At 46.9% G+C, this 256-nt stretch carries 1 pseudogene; it reads right to left on the bottom strand.

Going from position 1 to position 256, the window contains the following annotated elements:
• A pseudogene (locus FTW16_RS17945) lies at positions 1-256 on the bottom strand (1,4-alpha-glucan branching protein); the annotation flags it as partial.

Here is a 256-nt window from a genome sequence, read left to right as displayed (position 1 = left end):
AAGCAGCAATATCGTCGTGACCTGTGCTGACATTGAGTACTGCAGATCAAAAACTTGGAACACAATAAACGAAAGCGTAGCGATACTGGCGCCCATTAAGGCTTCGTGGCGCATGCGGTGGCTTTTCTTCGCTTCGGTTGGCCTCGGCGGTGGCTGACGGGATTCCACATCTGGAATTACAAACATCATTAAATAAGCAATGATGACGGACAGCACGCAGGCAAGTAAGTTGGTAAAAATAAGGTTGTTTAAATCG

It is taken from the genome of Vibrio sp. T20 (genome assembly GCF_007858795.1).
GTDB lineage: Bacteria > Pseudomonadota > Gammaproteobacteria > Enterobacterales > Vibrionaceae > Vibrio > Vibrio satsumensis.
This window is presented reverse-complemented; position numbering and strand designations above follow the sequence as displayed.